At 49.5% G+C, this 26567-nt stretch carries 7 protein-coding genes; all 7 read right to left on the reverse strand.

Annotation, left to right across the window (positions count from 1 at the left end):
- Positions 1 to 14: 14 nt before the first annotated feature.
- Positions 15 to 1748, reverse strand: coding sequence for an ABC transporter ATP-binding protein (locus J2T16_RS23185; protein ID WP_221786774.1), 1734 nt, complete (start codon positions 1746 to 1748; stop codon positions 15 to 17).
- A complete protein-coding gene (locus tag J2T16_RS23190; protein ID WP_221786773.1) occupies positions 1745 to 3574 on the reverse strand; it encodes an ABC transporter ATP-binding protein in 1830 nt (609 codons plus the stop codon). Before J2T16_RS23190 ends, J2T16_RS23185 begins: the two co-directional genes overlap by 4 nt.
- Positions 3564 to 6872, reverse strand: a complete 3309-nt coding sequence (locus J2T16_RS23195; RefSeq protein WP_499019370.1) for a non-ribosomal peptide synthetase — start codon at positions 6870 to 6872, stop codon at positions 3564 to 3566. The genes J2T16_RS23190 and J2T16_RS23195 overlap by 11 nt, the downstream gene beginning before the upstream one ends.
- A gap of 152 nt (positions 6873 to 7024) precedes the next feature.
- On the reverse strand, positions 7025 to 21895 hold the full coding sequence (locus J2T16_RS23200) for an amino acid adenylation domain-containing protein (protein WP_499019372.1): 14871 nt from the start codon (positions 21893 to 21895) through the stop codon (positions 7025 to 7027).
- Between the two features lie 615 nt (positions 21896 to 22510).
- On the reverse strand, positions 22511 to 23794 hold the full coding sequence (gene ectB / locus J2T16_RS23205) for a diaminobutyrate--2-oxoglutarate transaminase (protein WP_154891780.1): 1284 nt from the start codon (positions 23792 to 23794) through the stop codon (positions 22511 to 22513).
- Positions 23781 to 23948 carry a hypothetical protein gene (locus J2T16_RS23210; RefSeq protein ID WP_253491078.1) on the reverse strand — a complete coding sequence of 56 codons (168 nt, stop codon included), beginning with the start codon at positions 23946 to 23948 and terminating at the stop codon, positions 23781 to 23783. The genes ectB and J2T16_RS23210 overlap by 14 nt, the downstream gene beginning before the upstream one ends.
- A gap of 712 nt (positions 23949 to 24660) precedes the next feature.
- The gene (gene glmS, locus J2T16_RS23215; protein ID WP_090924350.1) at positions 24661 to 26493 is read right to left on the reverse strand and encodes a glutamine--fructose-6-phosphate transaminase (isomerizing); all 1833 of its coding nucleotides are present in this window, start codon (positions 26491 to 26493) and stop codon (positions 24661 to 24663) included.
- Positions 26494 to 26567: the final 74 nt, after the last annotated feature.

The following is a 26567-nucleotide window of genomic DNA, read 5'->3' on the forward strand; positions in this document are numbered from 1 at the left end:
TGTTTGTAAATCAGCTAACTGTAAAGCCGGGCGTAATAACCTCCGAGCGCGAGCAGATCCTGATGCCGGCCCCGCTCAACGACTGTCCCTTGGTTCATAACCGTAATCAAATCTGCATGTTCCACGGCGCTGAGACGGTGCGCGATCAGAATAGTCGTACGCCCCTTCATCAGTACGTTCAGAGCCTGCTGTACCCAATGCTGGGATTCGTTATCCAGTGCAGAGGTTGCTTCGTCCAGCAGGAGAATTGGTGCATTCTTAAGAATCGCCCGCGCAATCGCAATGCGTTGCCTTTGTCCGCCTGACAACGATGCGCCTCTCTCTCCAACCGACGTTTGATACTGCTCAGGAAGTTCCTGAATAAAATGATGAGCGTATGCCGCCTTGGCAGCTTCGACAACTTCTTCATCCGTGGCTTCCGGCTTGCCATAGCGGATATTTTCCTCAATCGTGCCTGCAAACAAGAACGGCTCCTGCGGAACATAAGCAATCTGCCTGCGGATTTCCTCCAGTGTGTAATGGCCAAACGCTTTGCCTTGGAGCAGGATTTCTCCACTGTCCACCGGATAAAAGCCGAGCAATAGCTTGATCAGCGTACTTTTGCCGCTACCGCTGGCTCCCACAATTGCTGCGACCTGGCCGGGAAACACCTTCAAGGACATGCCTTCAATCACCTTTTTATCCATCTGATAGGAAAATTCCACATCGCGAAACTCCACCGCAGCATCCGAAAAATGTTTACTATCTGGAGATCCTAGTCGCTCTGGTTCCTCTTCCTCTGCAAGTACCTCTTGAATCCGGTGAGCCCCCGCGAGCGAATTCTGAGTCATGGACAGAACCATCCCCAGGTTCAATAAAGCGTGCGTCAGATTCACTTGCAAAACCGCCAGGGCAGCAACACTCCCCATTCCCATAAGTCCATAGGCATAGAGAAGACTACCGATGACGATAATGCCACAGAACGTGACGTAACTAATAAAATGATTCACCGCAGCCTGCATGCCGTTCTTCTGTGCAGTTTGCCGAAGCGTCTGGGTCATCTGTTCGTTCAACGTCTCATACTGGCTATAAATCGAACGGATTCGAAACAGTTTCACCATCTGAATGCCGCCCATGAAATCTTTGAATTTTTCAGTCATTTTACCAAGCGTTTGCAATCCTTGTTCGGACAAGACACGAATATCTCGTGCAAATTTCAGGCTGACCGCGGAGGACAATAGCAGAATGACAAAAGATACGCCAGCAAACCGCCAATCGATCAACACCATGGAAACAATAGAGCCGATGCAAAAAACAACTTGTAGCAACAGAACGAAGTAAACCTGTGAAAATGTAAACTCAACTGTCGTTACGTCGTTGTTCACCCGCGACAACAAGTCCCCGTGGTGCGTTTGCTCCAGGAATCTCGGACGTACTCGGCATAGTTTGTTATAAAGACGCTCGCGGATGTTCAGTACAGTCAGCTCGACACTCCGCTGGTACAAGTAAATGAACCAGGGCGAAATGATATTTTCCAGAAACAGCGCCGTGCCCAAAATGATAAAAGCATTCACCATCAGAGACGTGTCTCGAGATACGGCGAAATCAACCAAGTTATGTACGACCAAACTGAAGGCGATCAGAAACAATGTCTGGGTGAGAGCCGTTACAGCCAGGCCGGTGGCGTACTGAGTTTTTTGCTTGCGGTTCATAAATGTCAGCAAATAGCCAAGTTCTTTAACTTGCGAGATCCATCCGCCCTTTTTCATGTGTGCGCCACCTCCCTGCGTTCGGCGGACTCGGTAAACTCCTGGTAGTAAGACTGGGCATACAGCCCATTCATCCCCAGTAATTGTTCATGAGTGCCCTTCTCCACAATATTTCCCTGTTCCATGACCCAAATCTCGTCGACACTTTGTACCGTAGAAAGTCGGTGAGCAATAACCATCGTTGTTCTCTGTTTCATCAATACACCCAGAGCTTTCTGAATCGCACTTTCCGACTCCGGATCAAGGGCCGACGTAGGCTCGTCCAACAACAGCACGGGAGCATCCTTTAAAAAGGCCCGAGCCATGGCGATACGCTGACGCTGTCCGCCGGACAAAAATCCTCCGCGCTCTCCGACATACGTCTGGTATCCATCAGAGAGCTGCATAATGAAGGAATGCGCCTGAGCAACTTTGGCAGCTTCAATAATCGCGTCCATCGATGCTCCCTCCTGCCCGTAGCCAATATTTTCGGCAATCGTCCCGCTAAACAAATACGAATCCTGAGTGACCACGGAGAAATGTGACCGCAGTTGCTCCGGATCGGCACCATCAATCTGGCTGCCAAACACGCGAATTTCACCTTCGCTTTTCTCCGGTAGCGGATAAAAGCCGCAAATCAGCTTAAACACCGTGCTCTTCCCTCCGCCGCTCGCCCCGACAAGAGCAATCGTCTTACCCTCCGGTACCGAGAAGCTAACATTCCGCAGGATCGGAGAGTGATCTTCATATCCGAAGGTTACATTCTTAAATTCAATAGGAGCTGCGTTGGCCTTCGGAATTAAACGGCCATTTTCTGTTTCGGTTGGTTGCTCAACGATGTCGGAAACCCTTCTCAAGGCACCGGCCATTTCGAACGTACGCGTGATAAGCTCGGGAATATGTTCCAGCGGTTCCAGACACAGATTCAGCAAGTATAAGAAGGCTACAAGTTCTCCCGCGCCTAACTGCCCTTGATAGATCAAATAACTTCCGTAACTGACTGCAAAAATGATCGGACTGATCATCAGTGTAGAAAGCAACGGGTTGACCCAGGCTTCCCGCTTTTTTACCGCCAGTTTTTTTTGAGCTGTCAATTGCAGCAACACTTGGTAGGATCGAGATAACATTCCGGATAACAGGTAGCTTTTTACAACAGGCATCCCCCCGAGCGTATCCTGGAGGTTAACGTTCATTCGGCCCATATTGGTCTGAGCTTCCTCCGTCAACCGCTCCAATTGCTTGCCAATCCACTGAGAAACCAGCAAGGCTACCGGAAATAACAGCAGACTGTACAGCATCAGCTCCCATTGGAGGTAGATCAAATATGCAAAACAGCCAATGAACAATAGCGGATGATAGAACCACTGGGCAAAATCCCGAATCATAAACTGCTGGATGAGCTGCAGATCATTGTTGATCCGTGACAGCATGTCACCAGAGTGTTGCTTTTCCAAATCGGAGACCCGAAGTTTGCCAATATGACGCATGACATCGTTACGGACATCCTGAACCGCAGAGGCACTGCTTCGCTCCACGCCGAAACTCATGAAAAACTTCGCAGGTACACCGATCAGGATGACCACAAAGACCGCATACACGATCTGTAACACGATTGGCCCTGCCCCTTTCTCGGCCTGCGTGGTCAGTTGCTCGATCAGACTTCCCGTCCATATCTCAATGACGGCCGCAGCAATTGCGGACAATATACCGACGATCATCCAGCCCTTGTGACGGCCTACATAAGACATCAGCCAGCGAAACGCTTTCCATGTGGCGTAAGCGGTGTGACGCTTGGAAGGTTCCGCTGTGACTTGTTCTCGAACGAATGGTTGCCGCTCAGCTTCCATGCAGTACTCCAGCCTCCGCCTCGATCTGCCGCTTAACTTGCTCTAAAATATCCCGGATGACGACGGCCGTTTCGTCCACACGCACAAGCTCTAATAGTTCTTCATGCGCGCCTTCCAAACGATAGTCGGTGTAAGCTTGCCTTGTCGCACGCCTCCAGGATGGCAATTGGTGCTCCAGACGAAACGCCTCGCTGTCCTTCGCAATCAATTCATAAATCCGGGCCGAGATCGTTCCAGAATTAATAAGCTGTGCCTCGTACATCAAGGTCGCTTTAACCTTACGATGAACCCGCTCCCGTACGAGTGAGTTACTCATTAATTCCTTCTCTTCTTCGTCAAAATCGGCAAGCATTTCTTCAAGCTCTTTCTCTGACGTTTCAGCAGGCGTCAGCGTTTCCTTAATCCACGAGTCCACCATAAGCACGTCCGTTACGACATGCCCTCTTTTTTCCATCACTTTAGCTACCTCAAACGTCAGGTTGCCTCCAAAGCAATAACCGAGTAACACGTAGGGCCCTTCTGGCTGGATGCGAACAATCTCATCCACATAGCGGTTCAGCATGGACTCGTAATCGGTGGCATCGTCGATAAAATCAATACCGTAGAGTATGAATCGTCCATCGAGCCTACTTGCGAGTTCCCGGTAACCTATGCCGAAGCCGCTACCGGGAGGGAAGCAGAACACGTTAAGATCACCTGTTTTATTCAACTTAATGAAAGAGTCTCCCCCTTGATCTAGCCCCATATCTCCCTCTCCAAAAGCCATGGCTTCAACGGTGAAATGATGGAATTCGCGGTTCAGCGGGATCTCAATTCCTGTTTCATCGTAAACAGCTTGAACGAGCCTCATCAGGCTTAACGAATTGCCACCGAGCTCAAAAAAGTTATCCTTTACTCCGACCTGCGGAACGCCAAGCGTATCTTGCCATACACGGGTGATTTTCATCTCAAGCAACGTTCTCGGCGCGACATATTCGGCTTCCCTGGCCGCGGTTTCCCCTGGCGCGGGCAATGCTTTGCGGTCAATTTTCCCGTTCGAGGTCAGCGGCATCTGCGGAAGCTGAACGAAGTGAGAAGGAATCATATACCCCGGAAGTTGCTTGGAGAGCTCCTCCTTAAGTTCATGCGCCGAAAACCTGGTTTCTGCGACGTAATACGCAACAAGAAGCTTATTACCGTTCGCGTCGTCGCGATCAAGCACTTTGGCTTCCTGCACAGCTTCAATCTTCAGCATCTGGTTCTCGATCTCATCCAATTCGATCCGGTACCCACGAATTTTCACCTGATGATCGATCCGGCCCAGATATTCGATATTGCCGTCTGGCAACCAAGTTGCCAAATCGCCCGTGCGGTACAGTTTCTCCCCCTTCACAAACGGGGAATCGACGAACTTCTCTTCTGTCAAGTCCGGACGGTTCAGGTATCCTCTCGCAAGGCCTTCCCCGGCAACGAACATTTCACCCGCTACACCAATTGGAACGGGTTGGCGGTTTTCATCCAGAACATACACACGAAGCGTGGGGATAGGCTTGCCGATATTACTCTTCGCCGCCTCTATTTCGGTCCACGTAATTTCCTTATATGTCACATGAACGGTCGTTTCCGTAATGCCGTACATGTTGATCAGCTTTGTCTCTGGGTACTTCGTCTTGTAACCCTTGAGTAATAACGGACTGAGCGCTTCGCCTCCGAAGATGACGTTACGAATCCGTAGATGATATGCATGATCGACCAAGACCTTACGGAGCAACTGGTAAAAATACGTTGGCGTCTGATTCAAAATCGTAACTTGTTCGCGGCTTAGCAGCGTCAGAAAATCAGCGGGACTTTTCGCCGTCAGCGGTGGTACGATGACCAGCTTACCTCCATTCAGCAACGCTCCGTACATTTCCCAAACAGAAAAATCAAAGCAGAAGGAGTGGAACAGTGTCCATGTGTCGGCTGGCCCAAAATCGAACAAGTTCTTGTCGTTAAACAGAAGGCGCACGACATTTTTATGCTCAATTAGCGTTCCTTTAGGTTTACCAGTCGTTCCTGACGTGTAGATAACATAGGCCAAGTTCCCCGATCCAGAGATCGGTTCTAAGTTTGAAGAGTCCAGTGTACCTTCGGAGCCGAGTCCATTCTCTTCCCAAACAAAATGATCTAATTCAAGCCGAGTCCCTGCGAAGTCGGTCTTTTCATGCAAATGCTTTTGAATCAGTAATAACGGTGCTCCTGAATCTTCAATCATGAATCGGATGCGCTCCTCTGGATAATCGGGATCGACAGGCACGTAAGCCCCGCCGGCTTTGAGAATCGCTAGGATGCCAACAACCATATCAATCGAGCGTTCGGCTAGAATCGCGACCAGTTGATCGGCTTTAACTCCTGTCTCCCGCAACTTCCGCGCAAGGCGGTTGGATCGTTCGTTTAATTCGCGGTAAGTCAACTGCGCTTCATTCATGATAACGGCTACGTTATTCGGGTAAAGCACTGCCCGTTCTTCAAATAAGCCGTGAATGGTTTGCCCACGTTCAAATCCGGTTTCGGTGTCATTAAATTGATTCAGGAGCGTTTCCCTCTCATCTGGAGATAGTACATCGGCTTGTCCAATCTCCAGATCGGGCTGAAATAAAAGTAAGGATAGTAGCCGAACCAAATGGTCGGCAGCCTGTTCCACAAACGCATGCTCATACCGCTGCCCGTCATAACTTATCTCCAACTTGATCGAGCTGTCTTCGCGGTCGAAGCGAAAAATCATATCGTTCACCATCCGGTTGCCCAGCGGTTCAGGATGAATCGGGGCGAAGGTGACCACGGTATTAATGACTGGGAAGCCATCCTTCGTGTAACCCAGATGGAACGGCTCCACCATTTTCCGAAAAGGCAGGTGCTGATGCTCCAATGCCTCGCCGATGGAGGTTTTAATTCCTCCAAGTAACGTTTTAAGCGTCGTCTGATGGCTTACAGCCGTTTTGATGACCAGGATTTCATGGGACGTCGGCATCTCATCCGCTTCTGCATGATAAGAAGGCATACCGACCAGTACTTGACCCTGCCCTGTATATTTGAACAGCAGGCCTTTTACTCCTGCCAAAGCAACCATGTATATCGCCAAATCGGAACCACTCGCTAGGCCAATAATTCTCTCCGAGAGCTCGCTTGGCAGAATGCGGTGAAGCAAGCCCGGCTTGGCCTGGACTTCCCCACTTGCAGAACATTTGGAGGATTGACTGTAAGGAAGGAAGCTCAGGCTGTCACTGGCATCAAACTTGCTGCTCCAGTACTGTTCTTCCTTTTCAAATAAAGATTTCATGGATACCTCCTCTAAAATGAAGTGACCGCACGCCCCGCGCAGATCCAAAATGTTTGTTTTCGGATCTGTGCATCTATGGGCTTGCATGTTGTTCGTCATCTTACTTGGTATGCGTGCAGATTTCGCTAGACATCAAAGGTACGTCTGTAGAGTTAAAACGCGAATTCGATTGTATCCACCGCATTCTTTCCGCTTGTCTCCGGTTTATGACATTCAATGCGGTTTAGCTCAAGATGTGGATTTTCCACGATTTGAGACAGCACCCGCAGGTAATCCTCGGACAGGGTACGAATCATCGTCTCTTTGAACAGCTTCGTGGCATAGAAGAAGCCTCCGCTCAGCGTGCCGTTGTTTTCATACATAAACAGGGTTAGATCAAACTTGGCTTCTTCCAACTGGTCGAGTTCAACATTTTTCAGGTTGACCCCTTCCAGTTCGACGTCGTGTTCTTCGATATTTTGCAAGTCGAAAACAGCATCGAATAACGGGAAGCGCCCTGGTTCCCGCTTCACATTCAAACGATCCACAAGCTCTTCGAACGGATAATCCTGGTTCTCAAAAGCACCCAAAGCTGTCTCCTTCACTTCTTCAAGGTAGGACAAAAACGTTTTGTCGCCTGAAGGACGATTGCGGAGCGCCAACGTATTAACAAACATCCCGATAACTGGCTCCAAATCGGCATTCGTTCTTCCCGCCACCGGGGTACCCACGATGATATCCTCTTGTCCGCTGTACTTGGAGAGCAACAAGGTATACGCCGCTAGTAACACCATGTACAGCGTGCTTTCTTGCTGGGCTGCCAATTGACGCAATCGCTCAGAGAGAGAAGCATCAACGTCAAAATCCAGATGCATGCCTTCGTAATCGCGAATCGCAGACCGTTCATAGTCCATCGGTAAGTCGGCCCTTGGGAGCTCGCCTTCAAAGGCTTTCAGCCAGTACGCTTCCTGCCGCCCGATCCGGTCTTGGTAATCCTTAGAGTGTTGCCAAACAGCATAATCTTTGTATTGAATCCGTAGTGGAGGCAGTTCTTCACCGGCATATAAACTTGAGAACTCATCCATCACAATTGCCATCGATACGCCGTCGGACACAATATGATGCATATCGAACAGGAGAATATGCAGGTCCCGCTCCAGTTCTATGACTCCGGCGCGCAGAAGTGGCGGCTTGCCAAGGTCAAACGGGCGAACGAAGCCGCGAATGGTCTGCTCCATTTGAGTCACATCCTCTGGATCTGCTTGATGGTGCTCGATAGCAAAATCAACCTGCTGGTAAATGCGCTGAACCGCTTCACCCTTCACAACTTCAAAACCGGTACGTAGTGATTCATGGCGAGTTATCAATTTACGCATGGCATCTTCAAAACGCTCTAAATCAAACTCACCTTCCAACTGCACCAGTTCCGGCATGTTATAAAGCTGGTCTGCTCCGTCCAGCGTGTGCTGAATGAACAATCGCTTCTGCGCAGAGGAGAGAGGGTAGTATTCTCTCATATCCGCTTGAGGAATGGCGTCATGCTCCCGTCGCTCCATCCGGGCGACTACCTCGGCCATCGCTGCAATGGTCGAGTGACGGAATACGTCGCGCAGCGGCAGATTGACATTTAATTTCTTAAATACCTTGCCTGCCAATGACGTTGCCCGTAGAGAGTGACCACCAATGTCGAAGAAGTTCTCGTACACGCCGATCTCCTTCGTTAGCCCCAGCACCTCTTGCCAAATCGAGGCCAATTTTATTTCCAGTCCATTGCGCGGTGCGACATACTCCGCTCCGCTTCCTGCCGCCCCTTCCGGGGCTGGCAACGCCTTCCGGTCAATTTTTCCGTTTGGCGTCAGAGGCAGATGCTCCATCTTCACGAAGTACGATGGGATCATATACCCCGGCAACTCCTGTGCCAGCGCTCCACGCAGATCGTTTACTGCCAGATCCATTCCTGTATCCGGTGTGTAATATGCACATAGCACTTTCTGCCCGTTTGCATCATTTCGAACCAGCACCACGGCTTCGCGTACATTTTCCACCCGCAAGAGTTGTGACTCGATCTCGCCTGTTTCGATCCGATACCCCCGGATTTTCGCCTGATTATCCATCCGACCGATGAAGTCCACGTTGCCGTCTTTTGTCCATCTCGCCAGGTCTCCCGTGCGATACAAACGCTCACCTGCTGAGAACGGGCTGTCTACGAACTTTTCTTCCGTCAGCTCTGGACGGTTCAAGTATCCGCGCGAGACCCCAACTCCGCCGATAACCAGTTCGCCCAGCACCCCGATAGGCACCGGATTCAGGTGCGCATCCACAATGTAAAACTTCGCATTTAACCACGCCTTGCCGATAGGCACATGCCCTGTCTCGGGAAGCATTTTCACTGGCTCATCGTAGAAACTGGAGTCGATCGCTGCTTCCGTTACACCGTAGGCGTTGATGATTCGGAATTTCGAGCCAAAACGTTCCTGCAAGATCCGATAATCTGCCACGCTACAGCTGTCCGAACTTGTGATAAGCAGTTCCATTCCGCTCATATCTCGTCCCTGCTCATGCACATATTCCATAAACGGCACAATCAGCGCTGGCGTCGATTCAAAAATGGTCACTCGCTCCTGCTCAATCCAATGGTGCAGACGCGATGGGTCGATCCGGTCGTCCTTCGGCACAATGACCATCGTGCCTCCGTTGTACAGCGTGCGTGCAATATCACCCACGAACACATCAAACGAGAAGCTGGCAAGCTGTAATAGCCGCACCGGGAACTGATCTAATCGATATTCCCGTCGGTATCCTGCCGCCGTATTCACCAGACTGCGGTGCTCGATCATGACGCCTTTGGGCTGCCCTGTCGTTCCCGACGTATAGATCACGTAGGCCAGATCCTCTGGACGGGCTTCGTGGAAATCATCCATGCCAGAAATCAGCGGCGCATTGGCCTGCTCCTCGCTGTACGATGCTTCGTCATCGAGATACAACACATCCGCCAACGCCAGTGCCTCTGCTGTGAGCCAAGCTTCAGCACGCTCTCGCAGTGGCGTTTGCGTGAGTAGTACCTTCGCTCCACTGTCTTCCAGCATGAACCGCAAGCGATCTGCCGGGTAATCCGGGTCGAGCGGTACATATGCGCCGCCTGCTTTCCAGACGCCCAGCACAGCTACCAGCAAATCTACCGAACGTTCGGCAAGAATGCCGACGATGGATTCCCGGCCGATGCTACTTGCGCGTAGTGTAGCCGCCAAACGGTTCGCCCGTTCATTCAGCTCCGCATACGTTAGCCGTTCGTTCTCATACACAACGGCCTCTGATTCAGGCGCTCGTTGCGCCTGTTCCTCAAACAGAAGGTGGAACGCAAGCGCAGGAGCCGTTTCTGCTGCTGGTTGTGCCGGGTTAAATGCGCTGAGCATTTCTTTTTCCTCAGCCGTTAACAAGCTCAGCTCAGCAATCTTCGCATCCGGACGGCTTACAATCGTGACGAGCAATTGCTCGTAATGTTTGGCCAGCCGTTCGATGGTCTCCCTTTTATAAAGAGCCGTCGCATATTCGAAGCTGTAATCCAAGCCTCCGTTCTCCTCACCCACATCCAAGCTAATATCAAACTTGGCGGTATCCATTGCGCTCGGATAAGAAGTCAAGCGGAGCCCTTCCAACTCGAATTCCTCGTTCTCCGTATTCTGCATCGTAAACAACGTGTCAAAAAGGGGATTACGACTTAAATCACGGGTGACTTGCACCTTGTCCACCAATTCTTCGAACGGATAGTTTTGATGCTCGAAAGCATGAAGGGTCGTTTCTTTAATCTCGTTCAGGTATGACAGGAATGTCTTCTCCGAAGACGGATAACTGCGAATCGCCAGTGTATTCAAGAAAATCCCGATTAACGGTTGCACATCTCCATGGTTCCTTCCGGCAATTGGCGTACCAACAACTACATCTTCCTGACCTGAATATTTGTGCAGAAGCACGTTATAAGCAGCAAGCAACACCATGAACAGTGTCGTGCCCGTTTCTGAAGCCAACTGCTTCAGGGCATCGGTTTTCGAAGCTTCTAAGAAAAACTCCAGTGTGTGACCATCGTAGCTCTGCACAGCAGGACGCGGATAATCGGTTGGCATTTCCAGCACCGGAAGTTCTCCTTGGAACATGTCCAGCCAGTACGTTTCCTGATGCTGAAGCCGTTCCTTCTGCTCCTGTGAATGTAGCCAAACGGAATAATCTTTGTACTGAATGCGTAAAGGCTCCAGTTGTTCTCCCCCATACAAGCGGACGAATTCTTCAACAAAGATCTCCATCGATACACCGTCGGAAATAATATGATGCATATCGTACATTAGAATATGGCGTTCCGGAGCAAGCTGGACAAGGCCTACTCTCAGTAGCGGAGGTTTCGCCAAGTCAAACGGACGGACAAAACGATGAACGATCTCTTCGACCTCTTGCTCATCTGCTGAATAGAACTCCACGGCCAAATTCGAGTCCTGGTAAATCCGTTGCGCTGCTTCGCCATCCACCATCTCGAACCCGGTGCGCAACATTTCATGTCTATCCACGAGCTTACGGAATGCGTCTTCGAACCTTGCACGATCCAAAGCCCCCTCTAGCACCATGGCTTCTGGCATGTTGTAACTAAGCTCCGCACCTTCTAGTTGATTCAAGATAAAGAGACGTTTTTGAGCAAAAGATTGTGGGTACACCTCACGTCTCTCCGCCAGCGGAATAGCAACGAATTTCTGCTCATCTAGCCGGGAAATGGCAACCGCCATGTTCTCGATCATAGAATGACGAAACACCTCTCGCAGTGGCAAATCCACGTTCAACTCTTTATGAATCTTGCTGACCAGTGTCGTTGCCCGTAGGGAGTGACCGCCGATGTCGAAGAAGTTCTCGTACACGCCGATCTCCTTCGTAAGCCCCAGCACCTCCTGCCATATCGAGGCCAATTTTCTTTCTAGCTCATTGCGTGGTGCGACATACTCCGTTCCGCTTCCTGCCTCCCCTTCCGGCGCTGGCAACGCCTTCCGATCGATCTTTCCGTTCGGCGTCAGAGGCAGACACTCCATTTCAACGAAGTACGATGGAATCATGTATCCCGGCAACTCTTGTGCCAGTGCACCTCGCAGAACGTTCATTGCCAGATCCGTTCCCGTATTCGTTGTGTAATAAGCGCATAACATCTTCTGTCCTTCTCCATCAGTTCGAACCAGAACGACTGCTTCGCGAACACCTTCCACACGCAACAGCTTCGCTTCGACCTCACCTGTTTCAATCCGGTAGCCCCGAATTTTAGCCTGGTTGTCCATTCGACCGATGAAATCCACGTTGCCGTCTTCCATCCACCTCGCCAAGTCTCCTGTGCGATACAACCGCTCACCTGCGGCAAACGGACTGTCTACGAACTTCTCCTCTGTTAATTCTGGACGGTTCAAATATCCGCGCGAGACCCCAACTCCGCCGATAACCAGTTCGCCCAGCACCCCCACAGGCACCGGATTCAGGTGCGCATCCACAATGTAAAACTTCGCATTCAACCAAGCTTTTCCGATAGGCACATGCCCTGTCTCGGGCAGCATTTCCAGTGACTCGTCGTAGAAACTGGAGTCAATCGCTGCTTCCGTTACGCCATAGGTGTTGATGATTCGGAATTGCGAGCCAAAACGTTCCTGCAAGGTTCGATAATCGGCTACGCTGCAGCTGTCCGAACTTGTGATGAGCAACTCCATCTGACTCATATCCAGCTGATTTTCATGCACATATTCCATAAATGGCACAATTAACGCTGGCGTCGATTCAAAAAGGGTCACCCGCTCTTGCTCGATCCAGTGGTGCAGACGCGACGGATCAATCCGGTCGTCCTTCGGCACAATGACCATCGTGCCTCCGTTATATAGCGTGCGTGCAATATCGCCCACGAACACGTCAAACGAGAAGCTGGCAAGCTGCAATAGCCGTACCGGGAACTGATCTAATCGGTATTCCCGTCGGTATCCTGCCGCCGTATTCACCAGGCTGCGGTGCTCAATCATGACGCCTTTGGGCTGTCCTGTCGTTCCCGACGTATAGATCACGTAGGCCAGATCCTCTGGACGGGCTTCATGGAAATCACCCATACCAGAACTCATCGGTGCATTGACCCGCTCCTCGCTGTAGGTTGCTTCGTCGTCGAGGTACAGTACTGCCGACAAAGCCAGTTCCTCTTCAACGAGCCAAGCTTCGGCACGTTCTTGAAGTGGTTTCTGGGTGAGTAGTACCTTTGCTCCACTGTCTTCCAGCATGAACCGCACACGGTCTGCCGGGTAATCCGGGTCGAGCGGTACATACGCGCCGCCTGCTTTCCAGACAGCCAGCACGGCTACCAGCAAATCCACCGAACGTTCGGCAAGAATACCGACGATGGATTCACGGCCGATGCCGCTTGCACGCAGTGTAGCGGCCAAACGGTTCGCCCGCTCATTCAGCTCCGCATACGTTAGACGGTCGTTCTCGTACACAACGGCCTCCGATTCAGGCGCTTGTTGCGCCTGTTCCTCGAACAGACGGTGGAACGCAGCCGCGGGAGCCGTTTCTGCTTCGGGTTGCGCCGGGTTAAATGCGCTGATCAATTCTTCCTTTTCCGCTATAGTCAACAGGTGTAGCTCAGCAATCTTCGCATCCGGACGGCTTACGATCTTCGCAAGCAAATGTCCGAAATGAGCCTGCAACCTTCGAATCGTGCTTTCTTTGTAAAGAGCCGTTGCGAATTCAAAGTTGCACTCCAACACGCCGTCTTCTTCTGTAACATCCACACTCAAGTCGAACTTGGCTGAGCCGTAGTCACTAGAGTACGGTGATAACTTCAGTCCTTTCAGTTCTATCTTTTTTTCCTCCAAGTTTTGCAGGGAGAACATCGTATCAAAGAGCGGGTTGCGGCTCAGATCACGAGTGACTTGCACTTTGTCGACAAGCTCTTCAAACGGGTAGTTCTGATGCTCGTAAGCTCCTAAAGTCGTTTCTTTCACTTCTTCCAAATACGAAAGGAAGGTTTTGTCCGAAGTCGGATAATTGCGAAGCGCCAGCGTATTAACGAACATTCCGATTAAAGGCTGCGTGTCTACATGTGTTCTGCCCGCAATCGACGTTCCGACGATCAAATCGTCTTGACCTGTGTATTTATGCAATAGCACGGTATATGCCGCAAGTAACACCATATATAGCGTTGTTCCTCTTTGAGCGGCCAGTTGCTTCAAACATTCGTTCGTCTTCTCATCGACGAAAGATGTTAACGTCTGTCCTTCAAAACTTTGCACGGCAGGACGCGGGTAGTCGGTCGGCATCTCCAGCACTGGCAAATCGCCTTGGTAACGTTCCAACCAATAGCTTTCTTCCCGTTTCGACTGCTCCTTTTGCTCGTCTGACTGTTGCCATACCGCATAGTCCTTGTATTGAATGCGTAAAGGCTCTAATGACTCGTCGCTGTACAGACGAACGAGTTCATCAACGAATACGTCCATCGAAACCCCGTCGGAGATGATATGGTGCATGTCAAACATCAGTAAATAACGTTCGGTCGCCAGCTCTACGAGTTTCGCTCGCAGCAGTGGAGGCTGCGCCAAGTCGAAAGGCTGGATGAAGACCTGTACAACGTCTGGCGCTTCTTCCTCGTTCCCAAGACAGTACTCCACAGCAAAGTGGGCACTCTCATAAATGCGCTGTACTGCTTCGCCTTGCACGATCTCGAAGCCGGTTCGCAGCGTTTCGTGCCGTGCAATCAGTCCACGGAAGGCCTTTTCCAGCAGACTCCGATCGATTGTTCCTTCCACCAGTAACACACCAGGCATGTTGTAGCTCTGATCTGCACCTTCCAGCTGATTTAGGATATACAACCGCTTCTGAGCTGATGAAAGTGGATAATATGCTCTTCTGTCTGCCAACGGAATCGACGAGAACGTCTGCTCTCCGATCCGGGATATGGCTAGGGCCATCTCTTCAATTGTCGAATAGCGAAATACGTCCCGCAGAGGCAACTCAACGTTCAACTCCTGGTGCACCTTACTTACCAGTGTTGTCGCCCGAAGTGAATGTCCGCCAAGGTCGAAGAAATTATCATGAACGCCAATGTGCGCGAGTCCGAGCACACTTTTCCAAATATCAGCCAGGCTGGCTTCAAGTGGAGTCCGTGGTGGAGTCCCATCTTCGCCTACCTGCAAGCTCTCCTCTGGCGCCGGGAGAGACCTGCGGTCAACCTTACCGTTCGTTGTCAGCGGGAGTTGCTCTAGCTGGATCAAGTACGACGGAATCATATAGGCCGGTAGCTCCTGGGAAAGTACACTCTTCACCTCAGCCGCTGGAAGCTCAACGTCTGCTTCATAATACGCACAAAGTTGCTTTTCGCCGGAAGCACTCTCTCTGGCAAATACCGTTGTTTTCCGAATGCCCTCCACTTTCTGAAGCTGAGCTTCAATCTCGCCGAGTTCAATCCGGAAGCCACGAATCTTCACTTGGTCATCCGTCCGTCCAACGTATTCAATCGTACCGTCCGGCAACCATTTCGCTAAATCCCCCGTTCGGTACATGCGTGCTCCCGGTTCAAAAGGATGTTCCACGAATTTCTCTGCCGTCAGCTCAGGCCGGTTATTATAGCCCTGTACCAAGCCTTCTCCACCAACGCATAATTCGCCAGCCACACCGATCGGCAGAAGTTGGTTCCGGCTGTCCACGATATACACCGTTGTATTACTGATGGGTCTTCCTATAGGAACGGTAACGGCTGCGTCATCAATGAAGTCGACCGGAAGGTATGTGGTATACACTGTGCTTTCCGATGGGCCATATAGGTGGTTAAGTTTTCCCGGTCCGATATGGGCGAGCGCTTTACGCACATGGCCAACCGACACTCGCTCTCCTCCGAACAATATTGCCCGGACATCTCGCAAGCAGTCGATGTTCACATCTATAAGCACGTTGAAAAACGCCGTCGTTATCAGCATCACAGAGATATGTTCACGCTGAATGAGATCTGCAAGCTGACCAATCTCCAGCACAGTCTCACGGGGAACCAGTACTAACTTTGCTCCGTTGGTCAAAGCACCAAAAATATCGAAGATCGCTCCGTCAAACGAATAACTAGAAAGCTGGAGGACATGGTCGTGCTCCGTGATGTCGATATAATTCGTATTTCGCACGATACGCACGATGTTACGATGTGAAACAAGGTTGCCTTTCGGCTTGCCCGTCGTGCCTGACGTATAGATGATGCATGCCAGATCCGTCGCTTCCGTGCCTGGATGTAGATCAGTGCTATCCTCGTGATAGAAAAATTCATCATCCAATAAGATCACGGAGTCCGAATCCGCCATACGTTCACGCAAGTGGCTTTGGGTCAGCATGACCTGAGCTCCCGAATCCTCGATCAGAAAACGGATACGCTCCTCGGGATATTCCGGATCAATTGGTACGTAACCCGCTCCTGCTTTGTGTGCCGCCAGCATACCCACCACCATTTCAATGGAACGCTCAGCTATAATAGCGACTAGTCTCCCTCGGGTTATCCCGTGACTACGCAAGGTACGGGCAAGGCGGTTGACACGTTCATTCAGAGCGCGGTAGGTCATCTCGTGTCCATTCAAGGTGACAGCAGTTGCATCCGGGATGCGCCCCGCTTGTTCCTGGAACAATTGAATGAGCGTCTTATCGCGAGGGAACGCTGTGGTGGTATCGTTAAAACGTTCGAGTAGGTCCGTCTTTTCTGCCTCCGTCACAAGTTCCAACTCACCCACCGCAATTTTCGGATTAGCCGTCACCTGCTCCAGCAGATGTACGAGATGCCCCTTCAGTCGCTCGATACTATCTTTGTCGAACACTTCAGCATTAAAATCGAACCTGATTTCGATCTCGGCTCCTGGTGATACGGTCACGTTGAAGTTATAGTTCGTCTGCTCCTCCATCTGAACGTCTGCGATCGTCAGTTCCCCATGGTTCTGGTCGCCCGCTTGCTCCATCTGTTCATCTACAGGATAATTCTCGAAAGCGATGATATGGTTGATCAAGTTCTGCTTTTGCAAGCTGAGAGCTTGAATCTCATACAGCGGATAGTAATCATAACTCCCGGACTCCAGCGCTCGCTCCTGAAGCTTCACCATCAAGTTGGCAAATCCGGTGTCGGCTTCACTCGTGACACGAACCGGAACTGTATTGATAAACAGACCGATCATGGACTCAACGCCTGGAATCTCCACCGGTCTTCCGGCTACAACGCTACCAAATACGGCATCGTGGGTTCCGTTATATTTTTGCAACATTACACCCCATGTAGCCTGCAAAAGTGTATTTACCGTAACCAGGTGCTGTTTCGCTACCTGATCCATCCGTTCACTTAAATCCTTGCCCAGCAGAGCTGTGACGTGATCGGCTTTAAATCTGTTATGCGGCGCTGATTCCTTTTGCCCGGGGAGTACCGTTTGCCCCTCATAACCTGCCAAGAATGCCGTCCAATAATCGGATGCTACCTTTTCGTCCTGCTTCTCCAACCATTCGATATAAGTACCGTAATCTGCTCCTTTATCTACCACCGGTTGCTCACCAGAGATCAAAGCAGAATACACCTCAAACAGCTCCTGTGTCAGCTGAGACAGACACCAACCATCCATTAAAATATGCTGGAAACTCCACAATACATGGTAGCTTTGCTCTTCAGTACGGAGGATCGTAAAGCGAACAAGTGCATCATGTTCCATGTCGAAGCCGCGAAGTTTGTCATCCTCAGCCTTTTTGTCCAGATAGGCCTGTTTCTGTTTTTCATCCATTTTCAAATGAAGCAACTCTTCATATTCGAAGCCAACTGGTTTATCACGGTACACAATTTGCAACGGCTCCCCTGTCGGACCTTTCACAAAATTCGCCCGTAACACCAGATGTCGTTTCGCAAGCTCCATCCAGCTTTTCTCGAAAAGCTGGACATTGAGTGCTCCCCGCATCGTAAATCGCGTCTGCTCGAAGTAAGCGGCTGTTTGCTGATCAAGCGCGCTGTGGAACCACATACCCTTTTGCATCGGCGTAAGCGAGTAAATATTTTCGATTTCCCCGAGATGACCGGAACGCTGAGCGATTTGCTCCAATGCTGTAATGGTCAAACCTTTAAATTGTACGTCGCTTGGTGTCAGTTCGGTATGTTCTTTCCCTACACAGTGCGCTATGAGCTCTCGGAGACTTTGCTCAAGTCCTTGAGCAAAAAATTCCATTGTTTCCTTCCGATACTGCTTTCGACTGTAGCTAAGATCAAGCGATAAAGCTCCGTCCAGCACCATGCCGTTAATATCCAGCACAAAGCTGCGGGCCTGCCGATCACTAGCCGGGCTACCACTGGAATAAGCTGATATGCCGATCTCATCTTGATTGACATCATCGTCGAACTGACCGAGGTAATTAAAATTAATTTCCGGCTCTGCGCCCCAAACCAAGCTATCCTCCGACTTGGAGAGATAACGGCATACGCCATAGCCAAGACCTTTGTTAGGAATGCGGCGCAAGCGTTCCTTGACCTGTTTAATCTGGTAGGCCAAATCCCGATCGCTTTCCGGCTCCAGGACCACTGGGAATTTGGTCGTAAACCAGCCAACTGTGCGATTAATGTCGATATCAGTTCCGATGGATTCACGTCCATGTCCTTCGAGATTGATCCGCACACGTTCGTGTCCTGTCCAATTACGAATGGCTATGCCGAGCGCCGTAATTAAAATATCATTCATTTCAGTGTTATAAGCTCGATGAACCCGCTTCAGTAACAGCTCTGTTTCTTCGGGAGTTAAACGGACGAATAGTGATTCGCTGTCTTGTTGTGTCGTCATATCCGTCTCCATATCCTTCGGTATGGCCGGAACCTCAATTAGCTCCACGTCCTGCCAGTAGGCTCGCTCCTTCGCAAGCTCCGCACTTTGTGCGTAAGCGGCCAGTTGTTCTGACCAAGTGCGGTACGCATCCGTTTTCGCCGGGAAACGAATGTCCTCGTTTTTGACTGCCTGCTCGTAACCCAGTGCGAAATCCTCCATCAAAATACGCCAAGATACACCGTCCACCACGGCATGGTGAACCGTCAGTAACAGATGATCCCCACCCGCACACTGAAACAGTCCTGCTTTCATAAGAGGCCCATTCTCCAGATCAATACCTGCTTGAATGTCCGTTGCCTTCGCTTCCACAACCTGCCCGGTGTGTTGCTCATCCTTGAAGTCGAACACATCCAGAGTGAACAACCCGCCTTCCTGAATTGCTCGGTTCCGGGCGCTGAACCCTTGTTCCGTCTTACGGAATACCATTCGCAAAGCGTCATGATGTTCGGCTAGCTTTTGCAGTACATGTCCTACCGTTTCTTCGTCGAATCGGTCCTTTCGGTACAGCATCACCGACTGATTGAAATGATGGGAATCCACAAAGGAGCTCTCGAAAAACCATTGCTGGATCGGCGTCAGTACTGTTTCACCCGTAACTTCTCCTTGATCGATGGTACGTCCAATCGGTTTCACATGCAGACTGAGCTGTGAGATCGTCGGATATTTGAACAAATCCCGGATTTCCAGCTTGTACCCGGCTTGATGAAGACGCGAAGATACTTGAATGGACTTAATCGAGTCTCCACCAAGCTCAAAGAAGTGATCCGTTACCCCAACGCGATCAGCGTTCAATACGGCCTGCCATACATCAGCAAGAGTCCGCTCCACTTCATTTCGGGGAGCTACGTACTCGCCTCCAATCAGTGCATTTCCTTCTGGGGCAGGCAAAGCCTTGCGGTCAATTTTGTCGTTCGGCGTAAGGGGCATCCTTGGAAGCTGAACAAAATGGGCCGGAATCATGTAATTCGGCAAGTTTTGTGCCAGCGTGCTTCTCAGCTCACCTAGTGTAAGTGGGTGGCTCGCGACCAGGTAAGCACACAGTTCTTGGCCGCTTTTACCTTCCCTCGCTATTACGATTGTCTCCTGCACAGAGTCAATCTTCAGAAGTTGCTCTTCAATCTCCCCAATCTCGATTCGGAATCCACGGATTTTCACCTGATGGTCGATCCGTCCCAAATACTCCATATTCCCGTCTGGAAGCCAGCGGGCCAGATCTCCCGTCCGGTAAAGGCGTTCTCCCGGTGCAAACGGATGTTCCACGAACTTCTCTGCCGTTAGCTCCGGTTGGTTCAGATAACCTCTCGCAAGTCCCACACCTGCCACGCACAACTCGCCGTCCACTCCTGGAGGTACAAGTTGCAGGTGGGCATCCAGAATAAAAATCTGGTGATTCGCCAGTGGCCGCCCGATCGGAATCACTCTGTGTTCCGGTTGCTCCTCATTCGCATCCCAAAGTGTCGTAACAATGGACGCTTCAGTAGGACCATAAGCATTGAAATAGTGAACCTTCGTTTTCCACTGTTGCACGAATTCGGCTGATACTGCCGAGCCTCCCGTTACGAGTTTCGTTAAACTAGGGAGTTGATCCGGGTGCAAATAAGCGCTATACGTTGGCGGCAAAATCGCCGCTGTAATTGCATGCTCATTCATATAATGCTCGAACAAACGAGTGTCGAGAATCGTTTCGGCTGTAGGAATGTACAAAGTCGCACCAAAGTAGAGCGCTTTGAACATTTCCCAGCAGGATGCATCGAATGACAGACTGGCGAATTGAACAATTCGGTCTCGCTCCGTAATACCAAGCCTGTCTGCAAACATCAATTTCAAGCTTACCAAGCCCCGATGCTCCAGCATGACTCCTTTGGGTTTGCCTGTCGTACCTGACGTATAGATGACATAAGCGAGGTCATTCGGGCCACTAGCGAGCTCCAGATCCGCCCCATCGTTGTCATAGGAGTTCTCGTCATCCAGCGCAAGAACAGTCCCTTTGAAAGGTACTTGGTGCATCAGCTCCCTTTGAGTCAGTAGCAGCTGCGCGTTAGAGTCCTCCAGAATGTATCGGATTCGTTCTTCCGGGTATTCGGGATCAATGGGTACGTAAGCACCGCCAGCTTTTAGAACCGCCAGAATACCAACAACCGTCTCCAGCGACCTCCTTACCATCAAGCCGACCAATTGATTGGGTAACACGCCGACGGATCGTAGCGTTCTCGCCAGCCGGTTAGCTCGTTCATTCAACTCCGCGTATGAAAGTTGCTGATTCTCAAAAACAACTGCCGTCGCTTCTGGCACCCGCTGTACCTGTTCTTCTATGAGTTGATGGATTGTCCAATCCCGGGCATAGTCCTGCTTGGTATCGTTAAAGCTTTGGAGCAATTTAATTTTCTCTTCTTCAGACAACATATCAATCTTCACGATGTCCAGTTCCAGCTCGTTGAGACCCACAGTTAACAGGCTGTTGAGATGACCAACAACCCGAGTCATGAATTCAGAATCATATAAATGCTCGTTGTATAAAAGAGCTAACTGTATGGTCCCGCCGGTTATGCTGAACTCAAAAGAACAATCCGTGACCACATATGATGTGATTTCATCCGTATGTAGCTCCTTTAGAGATACTAGTGTATGGATGATTGGCTTCCCGTCCTCATATTGCAAGTCCACCTTCTCCGTCATTTTCGAGAACGGAATATGTTGATGCTGAATCACTTCCGGTAAGGAAGTCCTCAATTCATTCAGAAGTGTTTTAAAAGTCACACCCGCCGCAAACGAGTTTTTTAATATGACAGTGTGATTAATGGATCGGCGCTGATCTGTCTTCTTCGGCACAATCGGCATACCAACCAAAATGTCGGAAGCGCCTGTATATTTATATAAAAGTGACTGCACACCCGCAAGCATAATCATAAACGTCGCCAGCGGAGTCCCCTTACTCATTTGTAGGACACGTTGTGACGCTTTCTCTGAAAGCGAACCACTAACGGTTGTCATCATGGGTCTTAAAGGGCTTTGCGTTTTGCTGTAAGGTAACCGCGTCAGAATATCATCATCACTACCGAGTTTTTCGTTCCAAAACAACGTTTCTTTTTCAAAAGCCACCTGGATCGTTCCCCTCTCTTCATCGGTAAAAGCAATCCGGCAGAGCCTATGCCGCAGCAATGCTCCCCGCCTTTTCAAAATGTGATAACAATAGCTATGGCTTATGCCAAATCACCGCTCTGCTTATCCAATTGATCGCATATGGCAATCTTCTGCCTGGCAACGATCTCGAACGACTACACTGCTTGAAAAAAATAGAGACATCGTTTACGCAAAAGGTGTATCTGTTACTGACTCCCTTGCTTCAATATGTTTACTGTGAACACAGATGCCCGAAAACGGACCTTACATTTAACCTTGGATTCGGAATTGGAATTAGAGGTGGACAAGGGAGGCTTCTCCCATTGATGTAAGACGTGCTGTAGGATTCCAGAGGCAGCAGAAAATCAGCCGTACCTTCGGATGTTGCAACGGAGTTACCTTGATCAAAACCTATGTTAAGGGGCATTGATACACTCTATGTACGCTTAGTGCATTCCCCCGCAGTCCCGATGTGGATAAGTCAAGATCAGGCCGCGGGGTAGTGATCTTTTCCCGGGCGATTACATGTGAAGATGGTATTTCATGAGGTTCTCAAAAATGCTCTGTATTAGATGAACGGGTTAGCCCTAGGAATTTCCATGTTGCCTGACGCGCGGCCCCCTGAAAGAAGTTCTATTCCTATTGCCAGCGCACCCGTCAATTTGACCAAGCTTAGGTTGTTACCAGCAAACGCTGGGCCTCTTGAGAGATTACCTGCTGAATACTAGACTTGATAATATCGCAACCAGCAGCCAGATTCTCCATGGAAACAGTCAGCGGAGGCATGATCTTCAGGACGAGGTCCCCTCTGCCGGCCCTTTCAATAATAAGCCCATTCTCAAAACTGATCTCCGACATCCGCTTCGCCCCGGCTTCATCCGTAAAGCCCGAAACGTCAATGCCCCAGATCAGGCCAATTCCGCGGATGGTGATGGAAGGATGTAGAGGTTTGATTTCTTTATCAAGGAACGCTCGCACGAACTCTTCCTTCTGCTTCACCTGTTGTTCCAAGGCTACTCTATCCCGGAACTCAAGAGCAGCCTTGGCAGCCACAAAAGCGAGCTGGTTGCCGCGGAAGGTGCCGTTGTGTTCCCCTGGCGTCCAGAGATCCAGTTCAGGCTTCAGGAGCAGGAGGGACATTGGCAGGCCGTACCCGCTGATCGACTTTGACAGGGTAATCAGATCCGGCTCAATCCCCGCACGTTCGAAGGAGAAGAATTCGCCAGTTCGGCCGCAACCGACTTGAATCTCATCGGTAATGAGCAGTATATCGTGCTTGCGGCAAATCTGTTGCAATCCGCGTAACCACTGTGCGTCAGCAACATGAATGCCGCCTTCAGCTTGAACTGTTTCGAGCAGAATGGCAGCCGGCTTATCAACTCCGGAGTGCGAATCCGTTAGAATATTTTCAATATAACCAAGTGTATCCATATCTGCGAAAGCTCCACTCGGATGTGGTATGAAGGTAACTCCATCCAGAGGAAGCCCCGCTCCTTCCCTCATCGACTTAGAGCTTGTTGCCGAGAGGCTGCCAAGTGACATGCCGTGGAAACCACCCATGAATGCAAAGATGCCGGTTCTTTTCTTCGCCTTGCGTGCAAGCTTGAGTGCCGCTTCCACCGCATTTGTACCCGTCGGACCGCAGAATTGAAGCTTGTAATTCAGCTTCTTTGGCTCCAAGATCCGTTCCGAGAAGCTCTGGATGAATTCGCGCTTGGCCATTGTGTACATATCGAGACCATGCATAATCCGATCGGAGGTCAGATAATCTAGAATCCGACCTTTAATATAATCGTTGTTATGACCATAGTTCAGTGCTCCAGCACCTGCAAAAAAATCAATGTATGCTCTTCCATCCTCAGCATATAACAGGTCTTCCTTGGCCCGGTCGAATACTACCGGAAAGCTTCTGCAGTAAGATCTTACGTTAGATTCCAGCTTTTCAAAAATGCTCACGCGCTTCATCCTCCATCGTAATTGGGATAAGTTTAGCTTCATTCTTTCTGAAACTTCTGGCGTCATCGAGCAAAAAATTCTTGGCTGTCGTTACCACAATTGTCGGTCCTCGCATGCCGGCTTGCTGGGTATCCAGTAGACTGGTCTCTCGCACACAGCTTAGGTATGTATAAAAACCCACCAATTCTATTTTTTTCAATAATTGGAAGGTCGACCTGCGTAGAATTATATCAAATTTCCAAAGAATGTATAGTAAAATTTTGGTTAAATTAGATCTTTGAAGTATAAAGTGTTAATATTTCGCCTTAAATTAACACAATTAGGAGGGAAATAAGCAGAGTTTGTCATCAATCGAGGAATTCAACAGGAGTAATTTACCAATAAATCGAATGGTATTAATGGTATATATTACCTTTAACTTCTCCGTCGAAGCTTTGAATCCTTTCACTTTACAAAAATTTAACATGATTGTCCTAATTTGATCTCGTTAACTTATGTAAGCAGAAGAATTTAAGAAGTTATACTTTTCATTTTAATTTACTTTTGTTTTGTAAAGATTAGCAGAGCTAAAAATTACGTTGATGTCGATTTAACAACTATTTTACGAAGTGCATTACTTGCGATTTCGATACGTGGAAGGCTCTCTCTTCTTCATTTGGCTTCGTCTTTTTCTTTCATTTTCACTACAACGAATGATTAAGGCTGTATAGTATATTTTGAAAACTAAAAAAAGGAAGCCACGAGTCAATCTCTCGGGCTCCCTTTTCGATGTTAAAACTTTTTTCGTACCATACGATTCAAAACTCTTTTACTAGTTCACAACTTTTTCATCACTGAACATGTGCTTGTTCATTCAAGCCAGGGTTTTACTCAACCGTTACACTTTTCGCCAAGTTACGTGGTTTATCGACATCGTGACCCAGAGCGAGGGAAGCGTAATATGCCAGCAATTGCAACGCTACAACAGACAGAGCTGGGCTTAGAAGTGGCAGTGTCTTAGGAATCGCAAACGCTTGGTCAACGGATTTAAGCAATGGAGCTACGTGCTCTTCGTACGTAATCGCCAGTACGTCTGCGCCACGTGCTTTTACTTCTTTGATGTTACTTACCGTTTTCTCCAGTACGTTCTCCTGTGTTGCCAAGGCAATAACAGGGATACCGTCCTCAATCAACGCGAGTGTACCGTGTTTCAACTCACCTGCAGCATAAGCTTCAGAGTGAATATAAGAGATCTCTTTCAGTTTCAATGAGCCTTCTTGTGCTACCGCATAATCCAGACCACGGCCGATGAAGAAGAGATGTTCATGTTTAGAGATTTGCTCCGCATACCCTTTAATCGCATCCGCTTGCTCCAGCATGGATTCCACTTGTTCAGGCAGTGCTTGCATCGCTGCCAGTGTGTGTGCAATCTCATCCGGTGTTTGTGTACCACGTACTTGTGCAAGGTACAGACCAAGCAGGTTGAACGCGATCAACTGGGACGTGTAAGCCTTAGTGGAAGCCACTGCGATCTCAGGTCCAGCCAATGTAGCAATTACATCGTCTGCATCACGTGCAATCGAGCTACCCACAACATTTGTAATCGCCAGTACATGCGCACCGTTAGATTGAGCTTCACGCAGTGCTGCCAGCGTATCTGCTGTTTCACCGGATTGGCTTACCACAATTACAAGTGTATCTTTATGAACGATCGGCGAACGGTAACGATACTCGGAAGCAACATCCGTTTCAACCGGAATACGAACCATTTGTTCAATCACTGTACGTCCAACCAGACCAGCATGGTACGCTGTACCACATGCGATGATTTGAACGTTACGAATATTTTTAATTTGCTCTTCCGTCATTTTGAGCTCAGGAAGCTGCACTTTTTTGCCTTCATTGTCGATGCGACCCAGCATTGTATCACGATATGCTTTTGGTTGCTCATGAATCTCTTTCAACATAAAGTGCTCAAATCCGCCTTTTTCCGCGGTTACTGCATCCCAATCGACACGAATCATTTCCCGAGAAATAAAATTGCCCTCAATCGTCATCAATTCGACAGCATCATGTGTCAATACAGCCATTTCGCCATCATTCAGAATGTACACATTACGTGTATGTTCCAGAATTGCCGGAATATCGGAACCAATGAAGTTCTCGCCTTCACCAACACCAATAATCAATGGACTAGCTTGACGCACAGCAACAAGTTTCTCAGGCTCATGCTCTGTCAATACACCCAGTGCGAATGCACCACGCAACAACGTGATCACTTTTTGCACAGTTTTAACAATATCACCATTGTATTCACGTGCAACCAGGTGAGAAATGACTTCAGTATCTGTCTCGGAAGTAAACGTGTGACCTTGGGAGATCAGCTCATCCTTCAGCTCCAGATAGTTCTCAATAATCCCGTTATGCACAACGGAAAACTTCTGGCTTCCATCCGTGTGTGGATGGGAATTCTCGTCCGATGGTTTACCATGCGTAGCCCAGCGAGTGTGTCCGATTCCGGCATTACCTACCAGCGGAGCACCATCCAGCTTTGCTTCAAGATTCGCCAAACGTCCAAGAGCTTTCGTAATTTGCAGACCTTGCGGTGTAAATACAGCGATCCCTGCAGAGTCATAACCACGATACTCGAGCTTTTTCAATCCTTCGACCAATACCGATTGAGTGTTTTTATTACCAATATATCCAACAATACCGCACATAATTTAGTTCCTCCGTTTGTATATGAATACTGTGTCTGGAAGAGAAACAGGCAGAGGTGGACGTATTGGAAAAT

The organism is Paenibacillus intestini, from assembly GCF_030803945.1.
In the GTDB taxonomy this organism is placed as follows: domain Bacteria; phylum Bacillota; class Bacilli; order Paenibacillales; family Paenibacillaceae; genus Paenibacillus; species Paenibacillus polysaccharolyticus.

What these genes read in the sequence shown, in the direction of transcription:
- J2T16_RS23190 (WP_221786773.1), bottom strand. Translation starts at nt 3,574, where the DNA reads ATGGAAGCTGAGCGGCAACCATTCGTTCGAGAACAAGTCACAGCGGAA.
- J2T16_RS23195 (WP_499019370.1), bottom strand. Translation starts at nt 6,872, where the DNA reads ATGAAATCTTTATTTGAAAAGGAAGAACAGTACTGGAGCAGCAAGTTT.
- glmS (WP_090924350.1), bottom strand. Translation starts at nt 26,493, where the DNA reads ATGTGCGGTATTGTTGGATATATTGGTAATAAAAACACTCAATCGGTA.
- J2T16_RS23185 (WP_221786774.1), bottom strand. Translation starts at nt 1,748, where the DNA reads ATGAAAAAGGGCGGATGGATCTCGCAAGTTAAAGAACTTGGCTATTTG.